The following is an 8,685-nucleotide window of genomic DNA, read 5'->3' as shown; positions in this document are numbered from 1 at the left end:
CACTTCTGGTGGGGCTCGGTCTTCCTGGTCAACATCCCGCTGATGCTGGTGAGCCTGCCCATCGGCCGGATGCTGCTGCCCGAGTCGCGCGGCGAGCGCGACGGCCCCTGGGACGTGCTCGGCGCGCTGATGGCGGCGGCCGGACTCTTCGGCGTCGTCCTCGGCGTGAAGCGGCTCGGCGGCGGCGAACCGCCCCTGAGCCTCCTCACCGTCATGCCCCTGCTCGTCGGCGCGGCGCTGCTGTACCTCTTCGTCCGGCGCCAGAGCCGTCGCACGCACCCCCTGGTCGATCTGCGGATGTTCCGGCGTCCCGCGTTCAGCACCTCCGTGGGCTGCATCATCCTGGCGATGCTGGCGCTCGTCGGCCTGGAGCTGATCGCGGCGCAGTATCTGCAACTGGTCCTCGGCCTGTCCCCGCTGCGCACCGGTCTGCGGCTGCTGCCCCTGACCGCCGCCGCGATGGCCGCGGGTCTCGCCGGGGCCCGGATGCTGCGCGGGCTCGGCCCACGCCGCATGGTCGTCTCCGGTTTCTGTCTCACCGCCGCCGCCGTCGTCCTGCTGACGGCGATGGGCGGCCAGGACAACACCCCGCTCCTGCTCTCCGGCTTCGTGCTGCTCGGCTTCGGCCTGGAGACCACGCTCTTCGGGGCGTACGAGTCGATGCTCAGCGAGGCCCCCGCCGACCGCGCGGGCGGTGCCGCCGCGATCGGCGAGACCTCCTACCAGCTCGGCGCGGGCATCGGCATCGCCCTGCTCGGCAGCGTCATGAATCGCGCCTACGCCCCCGCCCTCACCTCGGTGCCCGGTGTCCCCGCCTCCGACGCGGCGGCGGCCGGACACTCGCTGGGCGAGGCGTACGAGATCGCCGGACGGCTCGGCGGCTCCGCCGGGGAGGCGCTGCGCCAGGCCGCCCGTGACTCCTTCGTGCACGGGCTGCATGTGACCCTGCTGGTCAGCGCGGGCCTGCTGCTCCTCGGCGCGGTGATGGCGCTGCGGCTGCCCCGGACGATGAACTGCCCGCCGGAGAGCGGAGTGGTGGACGGGGAGGCCGCGGACCGGGTGGTCGGAGTGACGGAGCTGCCCGAGCCTGTCGCCGCCGCTCTGTCCGAGCCCCTCGTGTCCAGCGTGTCCAAGGGCGTCGCGTCCACCGTGACCGAGCTGCCCCCGCCCCGCGAGCCGGGCAAGCCGAGGGCGATCGCCTGACCCAGGGGGCGTCTCCCCGATCTTCGCGGGCCGCCCTGGACGCCGGGCGGCCCGCATCGTAACGTCGGCCGGAGCATTCCGACTAGCGTCGCTAGTTTTCCGCGTGCCCACTGTGCCGGAGGGTGTTCCATGTCCGCGTCCGCGAAGCTGCCCCCGTTCGACCCCGCCGACCCGCTCGGCATCGACGACCTCCTCGAACCGGAGGACCTGGCCGTCCGGGACACCGTGCGCGGCTGGGCGGCGGACCGGGTGCTGCCGTACGTCGCCGAGTGGTACGAGAAGGGCGAGCTGCCCGGCATCCGGGAGCTGGCCCGCGAGCTGGGCTCGATCGGCGTGCTCGGCATGTCGCTCACCGGCTACGGCTGCGCGGGCGCGTCGGCCGTGCAGTACGGCCTGGCCTGTCTGGAGCTGGAGGCCGCCGACTCGGGCATCCGCTCGCTGGTCTCGGTACAGGGCTCGCTCGCCATGTACGCGATCCACCGCTACGGCAGCGAGGAGCAGAAGAACGAGTGGCTGCCCCGCATGGCCTCCGGCGAGGTGATCGGCTGCTTCGGGCTGACCGAGCCGGACCACGGCTCCGACCCGGCCGGGATGCGGACCTTCGCGAAGCGCGACGGCGACGACTGGGTGCTGAGCGGGCGCAAGATGTGGATCACCAACGGCTCGGTCGCCGGGGTGGCCGTCGTCTGGGCGCGTACCGAGGACGGCATCCGCGGCTTCGTCGTCCCCACCGACCGCCCCGGCTTCTCCGCGCCCGAGATCAAGCACAAGTGGTCCCTGCGCGCCTCGGTCACCAGCGAGCTCGTCCTGGACGACGTACGGCTGCCCGCCGACGCGGTGCTGCCGGAGGTCACCGGGCTGCGCGGGCCGCTCGGCTGTCTCTCGCACGCCCGGTACGGCATCGTCTGGGGTGCGATGGGCGCCGCGCGCAGCAGCTTCGAGGCGGCGCTGGACTACGCGCGGACGCGGGAGCAGTTCGGGCGGCCCATCGGCGGCTTCCAGCTCACCCAGGCCAAGCTCGCCGACATGGCGGTGGAACTGCACAAGGGGATTCTGCTCGCCCACCATCTGGGGCGGCGTATGGACGCCGGCCGCCTGCGTCCCGAGCAGGTCAGCTTCGGCAAGCTCAACAACGTCCGCGAGGCCATCGAGATCTGCCGTACGGCGCGGACGATCCTCGGTGCCAACGGGATCTCCCTGGAGTATCCCGTGATGCGGCACGCGACCAATCTGGAGTCGGTGCTCACCTACGAGGGCACCGTCGAAATGCACCAGCTGGTGCTGGGCAAGGCGCTCACCGGGCTCGATGCCTTCCGGTGAGCCCCCGAGGGGGCGGGGCCGTGGTGAACGGCCCCGCCTCAGCTCTGGTTGAAGAAGCCGTCCTGACGGCGGCCCGAAGGCTCACCGCTGACGACCTCGGTGTGGGCGGGCGTGAGCAGGAAGACCCGGGTGGCGACCCGTTCGATCGTGCCCCGCAGTCCGAAGGTCAGACCGGCGGCGAAGTCCACGACGCGCTTGGCGTCGGTGGCCTCCATCGCCGTGAGGTTCATGATGACCGGGACGCCGTCCCGGAACATCTCGCCGATGGCGCGGGCGTCCCGGAAGCTGTCCGGGGTGACCGTGCCGATCCGGCGGCCCTTGTCCTCGGCCGTGTCCGTGGCGACCTTGACGCGCGGGTCCGTGACCCAGGCGTCCGCGGACTGAGCGCCCTCGGAGTAGTCGTCGTCGTAGTAACGCTCGTCATCGTTGTCGTCGACCAGGCCGAGCCACGCGCTCGCCTTGCGTACCGATCCCATGGACGCCTCCTCTCTCAGCGGTTTCTCTTGCTCTTCCCATCCCTATGGTCATCCATGATGCTGACAGCGCGCCAAGTGGATAGTCGGCGCGCGGGGGGTTTGTGACGGTACTGGTGCGCGGTCCATACGTCGAGAGCCCTTGTGTCACAAGGGCTCCGCCCCGTACGGCTGCTGACTGAGAGTGAAATATGATTGTTCGCGGCGGATGGGTGATGCGTGGTGTGTCAGGGTGAACGAAGTGCCCTGTGCGCCCTGATTGTCCGCTGATAGGAAGGTCTGGAACGGAGTGTGACGGGTCGTCAGTCGCGCATCAGTTCTTCAGCTCCGGTGGCGAGATCCGGGACGTGCTGATCGCGGAACCCGTCGTCCCCCACTTCCTCAGGACGCGCGCGTACGCCCCGTCCGCGATGAGCCGGTTCACCGCCGCGCGGAAGGCGGGCGCCAGCGGGGTGCCCTTCCTGAAGGCGAAGCCGACGTCGAGCCGGTGGTACTCGTTGAGGAACCGCAGGCCCGGCTGGTGCGCCACGGCGTAGCGCAGGCCGTTGATCGTGGACATCACGACATCGCTGCGCCCCTGCTGGATCGAGGACCAGATCGCGCTCTGCTCGGCGTACGTCTGTACGTGGTACGGCTTTTTGCCCGCGTCCGCGCACACGTGCCGGTTCTTCTCGAGCGTGGCCTCGAAGGTGGTGCCCGCGCCGGTCGCGATGTTCAGACCGCACAGCTGCCTCAGATCGGTGATCTTGGCGAGTTCGCTGTCCTTGCGGGTGACGAAGCCCTGCCCGTCGTTGACGTAGGTGACGAAGTCGATTGTCCTGCGGCGCTCGTCCGTGACGCCGAAGTTGCTCGCGCCGAAGTCGTACTTGCCGCTCTCCAGCGCCGGGAGGATCGCCTCGAAGCTCGCCTGCTCGATCTTGAGCTTGATGCCGAGCACCTTGGCGGCCGCCTTGGTGATGTCCACGTCCTGGCCGGTCAGGGTCGTGCCATCGGCGAGGTAGGTGGTGCCGGGCGGGGTGCCGCCCACGGCGACCGCGACGGTCAGGTGGGTGACCCCGGCCGGCAGCAGCTTCGCGGCCGCCGGGTCCTTCGCGATCCCGGAGACGACGTCGGTGGTGGGGATCGCGTCGGACCCGGCCGCGACGCGGGCGCCGGAGCCGGGGGAGTCGGGGGAGCCCGAGCCGCAGCCGGTCAGCAGGAGCGCGGCGGAGGCGAGGGCGGCGAAGGGCGCGAGGAGGCGGCGGGCGGGAAGGGCGACGCGGCCCGTGGGGGCGGGAAGGCGGTGTGCGGGCATGGCGGGGTGACGCGTGGGCATGGCGAGGTGACGCGTGGGCATGGCGAGGTGACGCGTGGGCGCGGGCATCGGGAAGCGGTCTCCTGGCAGAAGGGGAGGACGAGCCGGACGCGAGGGGAGAAGGCGGTGCTACGGCAGGCGCGAGGGGAGGGAGGGTGCGGTGGGCAGGGCGCGCGCGTGAAGGCCGGAAAGGGAAGTGAAGTCGAGAACGCGAAGGCGCCCGGAACGAGCGCGGGCGCGCAGGGGGTCAGCTCAACAGGACGCGGACCACACGCGACCGAAGTCGATGTGGGAGCGGGTGACCAGCCACTGCTGTGGGCGCATGGGCCCAGTGGAACAGGCAACCTATTGGCCCGTCAACCGAGTTGAGACGGGCCGCTCACACTCCGGACGCTCTTGACAGCGCGGGGAAACGGCGACGTACTCTCGTGGGACGGCCCTGCTGAGGGGCTCGGCCGTGACCGCGCTCCGGGGCGCGGCGGAGTGCGGGCATGGCGCGTCGGGTCCGACGTGTCACGGAGTCCCGCATGTCATCCGACACCCTTGCCAAATCCTCCGCCCCGTCCCCGGCGCCTTCGCGCCCGGACGGTCCCTCGATCGTCCCCCGCCGCCGCTACGGCCAGTGGGTCGCCGCCGTCGTCGTCCTGGTGCTGCTCGGGCTCGTGGTCGACTCGGTCCTGCGCAACCGGGCCTTCCAATGGGACGTGGTCGCCGACTACTTCACCTCGGTCTCCGTGCTGCGCGGACTCTGGCTCACCCTGTGGCTCACCGCCGTGGTGATGGTCCTCGGCTTCGCCCTCGGCACCCTGCTCGCCGTCCTCCGGCTCTCCGCCAACCCGGTGCTGAGATCGGTCAGTTGGGGATACGTCTGGCTGTTCCGGTCGATCCCGATCCTGGTGCAGCTGCTGTTGTGGTTCAACATCGGGGCGCTGTACCCGCAGTTGTTCGGGATCAGGACCGTCAACCTGCTCGGACCGGTCGCCGTCGCCGTCGTCGGACTCACCCTGCACGAGGCCGCCTACGCCGCCGAGGTCGTGCGCGGCGGCATCCTCTCCGTCGACCACGGCCAGACCGAGGCCGCCCAGGCACTCGGCATGAGCTCCTGGCAGCGGTGGCGGCGGATCGTCCTGCCGCAGGCCATGCGCTCCATCGTGCCCGCCGCCGGGAACATGCTCATCGGCACCCTCAAGGGCACCTCCATCGTCAGCGTCATCGCCGTCAACGACCTGCTCTTCTCGGCCCAGTTGATCTACCACCGCACCTACCAGGTGATCCCGCTGCTGATGGTCGCCACCCTCTGGTACACCGTCGTCACCTCGGTGCTCGGCATCGGCCAGTACTACGTGGAGCGGCACTACGCCCGCGGCACGGGGACCGCCCGATGAGGCACCGGCTGGTCGTCGTGGGGGCCGGGCCCAGAGCGACCGGACTCCTGGAGCGCATCGCCGCCAACTCCCCGGAGCTGTACGGCGGTCGGGGCCTCGACATCCACCTCGTCGACCCCCATCCGCCGGGCGGCGGCCGCATCTGGCGCGAGGCACAGTCCGAGCTGCTCTGGATGAACTCCCACGCCGCCGACATCACCATGTTCACCGACGAGACCGTGACGATGGAAGGGCCCGTCCGCGAGGGGCCCACCCTGCACGAATGGGCCCGCCTCGACGGCCGCACCTTCGCCGACCGGCGGATACAGGGCCGCTATCTGCGCTGGGTCTACGACCGCGCACTGGCCGACCTGCCACCCGGCATCACCGTCCACCACCACCCCCGGCGCGCCCTGCGCGTCACCGGACCGGCCGACGGCCGCCAGCGGGTCTGGCTGGAGGGCCGTACCGAACCGCTCGTCGCCGACCTGGTCGTCCTCGCGCTCGGCCACCTGGACTCCGAACTCGATCCGGAGCAGCAGGGGTTGAGCGCGTATGCCCGCGCGCACGGTCTCGTCCACCTGCCGCCCGACTTCACCGCCGACAGTGACCTGTCCGCGCTCGCGCCGGGCGAACCCGTGCTCGTGCGCGGCTTCGGGCTGGCCTTCGTCGACCTGATGGTGCTGCTCACGGAGGGGCGGGGCGGGCGGTACGAGGAGGACGGCGAGGGGGGTTACGTGTACGTGCCCTCGGGGCGGGAGCCGGTGCTGTACGTCGGCTCGCGGCGCGGTGTGCCGTACCACTCGAAGATCGGCTACGACTGGACCGGGCCCCGCCCGCCGCTGCCCCGCTTCTTCGGGCCCGAGGAGGTGCGGTCGCTGCTCGAACGGCCCGAGGGGTACGAATTCCGGCGCGACATATGGCCGTTGGTGGAGAAGGAGCTGGGATTCGCCCACTACCACCGGCTGTTCACCGCCCATCCCGAGCGAACGGCCATGGAGTGGGCCGACTTCGAGGAGAAGTACGCGGTGGCCGGTAGTGCGGAGGAGGTGCGGGCGCTGGTCGCGGCGGCGGTGCCGGATGCCCGTGACCGGCTGGATCTCGCCGCGCTGGACCGGCCGTTGGAGGGGGTGCGGTTCGCTTCGCACGCGGAGTTCCAGGAGGGGGTGCGGGCGTATGTCTCCGACGATTTGACGCGGCGTCATGATGCTTCGTTCAGCGCCGACTTGGGTGTTTTTCTTGGGCTGTTGTCCGTCTACGGGCAGTTGGTGCGGCTCGGGAATCTCGGGTCCTGGTGGCACGGGTTCTTCAGTTATCTGGCTTCCGGTCCGCCCGGACCCCGGCTGCGGCAGATGCTCGCGTTGTCCCGGGCTGGGCTGTTGCGGTTCGTGGGGGCGGGGATGGAGGTCGTCGCCGAGGGTGGGGTGTTCCGGGGGTCGTCGGCTACGGTGCCGGGGTTCTCGGTGACCGCTCGGGCCCTGGTCGAGGCGCGGTTGCCCGATCCTTCGGTCGGACGGGCCCGGGACACGCTGCTGCGCGGGCTGCACGCCGAGGCGTTGGAGACGGCGGACGGGCTGCTGCGGGTCGACCCCGCCGACGGGCGTGTCCTCGGGCGGGACGGGCGGCCGCATCCCCGGCGGTTCGCGCTCGGGCCGTACACCGACGCGCGGACACCGGGGGCGTTCACGCGGCCGCGGACGGGCGGGGCGGCCTTCCGGCAGAACGACGCGGTGGCCCGGGTGGTGTTGCGAGAGCTGGGGGGTGGGTGAGGAGTGGTGTGGGGCGCGGTCGCGGTCGGGTGAGGTTCGAGGGGCGCGGAGCTGAATTTGACTCGGATTCAAGGGGGTTGAGCTGGGCGGCGGGGCGCCCAGGCCGAAACGCACTCTTGTGCCGACCGGCCGTTCGGCCGAATACTCCCCCTCAGCGCTTGTCAGGGTCATGAACGCCTGACCGGTACTCCGCCCTGGCTGCGCCTCACGGGCCCCGACCCCACGCGGGCCCCCGACTTCCCTTGGGAGGGAACGAAAAGTGAGGATCAAGCGCACAACTCCCCGTAACGGCACGGCGAGACGGACCCGGCTGATCGCCGTGGCCACCGGCTTCCTGGCCGCCGCCGCGTTCGCCGCCCCCACCGCGAACGCCAACGAAGCCCACACGTTCAGCGCCGGCCAGCTCACCCAGGCGAGCGACTCCGTTCGCCAGTCCGACATCCCAGGTACCGCCTGGGCCGTCGACAGCAAGAACCACCAGGTCGTCGTGACCGTCGACAGCACGGTCAGCGCGGCCGAGATCGCCAAGATCAAGGAACAGGCCGGGGCGCAGGCGGACGCGCTCACCATCAAGCGCACCCCCGGCAAGTTCAACAAGCTGATCAGCGGCGGCGACGCCATCTACGGCGGTCAGTACCGCTGCTCGCTCGGCTTCAACGTGCGCAGCGGCAGCACGTACTACTTCCTGACCGCCGGGCACTGCGGTGAGGTCGCCTCCACCTGGTACAGCGACTCCGGGCACAGCACGGTGCTCGGTACCAACGTCGGGTACAGCTTCCCCGGCAACGACTTCGCGCTGGTGCGCTACACCAACTCCTCGGTCTCGCACCCGAGTGCGGTGGGCAGCCAGACCATCTCCAGCGCGGCGACGCCCTCCGTGGGTACGACCGTGTACCGGCGCGGGTCCACCACCGGTACGCACAGCGGGCGCGTCACCGCGCTCAACACCACCGTCAACTACGGCGGCGGTGACATCGTCTCCGGGCTCATCCAGACCACGGTCTGCGCGGAGGGCGGTGACAGTGGTGGTGCGCTGTACGCGGGCAGTGTGGCGTACGGGCTCACCTCCGGTGGCAGCGGGAACTGCAGCTCCGGCGGTACGACGTTCTTCCAGCCGGTCACCGAGGCGTTGAGCTACTACGGGGTGACCCTCCCCTGATGGGTCCTTGGCGGGCCGTCCTTCCCTGACGGGGCGGTTCGGCGGGCCCCCATGCGTGTGTGTCGCGCGTGGGGGCCCGTTTTTGTTTTTTGGGGGTGGGGGT

7 protein-coding genes are annotated in these 8,685 nt (G+C 70.8%); 5 read left to right on the top strand and 2 right to left on the bottom strand.

Annotation, left to right across the window (positions count from 1 at the left end; all coding sequences use genetic code 11):
- Window positions 1-1,203 (top strand): MFS transporter (locus GTW40_RS25425; protein ID WP_161182497.1); only part of this gene is annotated, 1,203 nt, incomplete at its 5' end.
- Window positions 1,204-1,332: 129 nt separating this feature from the next.
- On the top strand, window positions 1,333-2,523 hold the full coding sequence (locus GTW40_RS25420) for an acyl-CoA dehydrogenase family protein (RefSeq protein WP_161182496.1): 1,191 nt from the start codon (window positions 1,333-1,335) through the stop codon (window positions 2,521-2,523).
- A gap of 38 nt (window positions 2,524-2,561) precedes the next feature.
- Here GTW40_RS25420 and GTW40_RS25415 read toward each other — a convergent pair whose 3' ends face one another.
- Both GTW40_RS25415 and GTW40_RS25410 read right to left on the bottom strand, forming a co-directional pair.
- Window positions 2,562-2,999, bottom strand: coding sequence for a cell division protein SepF (locus GTW40_RS25415; protein WP_161182495.1), 438 nt, complete (start codon window positions 2,997-2,999; stop codon window positions 2,562-2,564).
- A gap of 310 nt (window positions 3,000-3,309) precedes the next feature.
- Window positions 3,310-4,359, bottom strand: a complete 1,050-nt coding sequence (locus GTW40_RS25410; protein WP_202486407.1) for an ABC transporter substrate-binding protein — start codon at window positions 4,357-4,359, stop codon at window positions 3,310-3,312.
- Window positions 4,360-4,817: 458 nt separating this feature from the next.
- Between GTW40_RS25410 and GTW40_RS25405 the strand changes: the two genes are divergently transcribed.
- From GTW40_RS25405 to GTW40_RS25395, 3 genes are all read left to right on the top strand, one after another.
- Window positions 4,818-5,675 carry an amino acid ABC transporter permease gene (locus GTW40_RS25405; RefSeq protein ID WP_161182494.1) on the top strand — a complete coding sequence of 286 codons (858 nt, stop codon included), beginning with the start codon at window positions 4,818-4,820 and terminating at the stop codon, window positions 5,673-5,675.
- Window positions 5,672-7,423: an FAD/NAD(P)-binding protein gene (locus tag GTW40_RS25400; protein ID WP_161182493.1), complete on the top strand. Its 1,752-nt coding sequence runs from the start codon at window positions 5,672-5,674 to the stop codon at window positions 7,421-7,423. Before GTW40_RS25405 ends, GTW40_RS25400 begins: the two co-directional genes overlap by 4 nt.
- A 259-nt stretch (window positions 7,424-7,682) precedes the next feature.
- A complete protein-coding gene (locus GTW40_RS25395) occupies window positions 7,683-8,582 on the top strand; it encodes a S1 family peptidase (protein ID WP_161182492.1) in 900 nt (299 codons plus the stop codon).
- Window positions 8,583-8,685 lie beyond the last annotated feature (103 nt).

Origin of the sequence: Streptomyces sp. SID4985 (assembly GCF_009863025.1) — a bacterium.
In the GTDB taxonomy this organism is placed as follows: domain Bacteria; phylum Actinomycetota; class Actinomycetes; order Streptomycetales; family Streptomycetaceae; genus Streptomyces.
The sequence above is the reverse complement of the archived record's forward strand: the minus strand, read 5'-3'. Positions and strand labels throughout refer to the sequence as shown.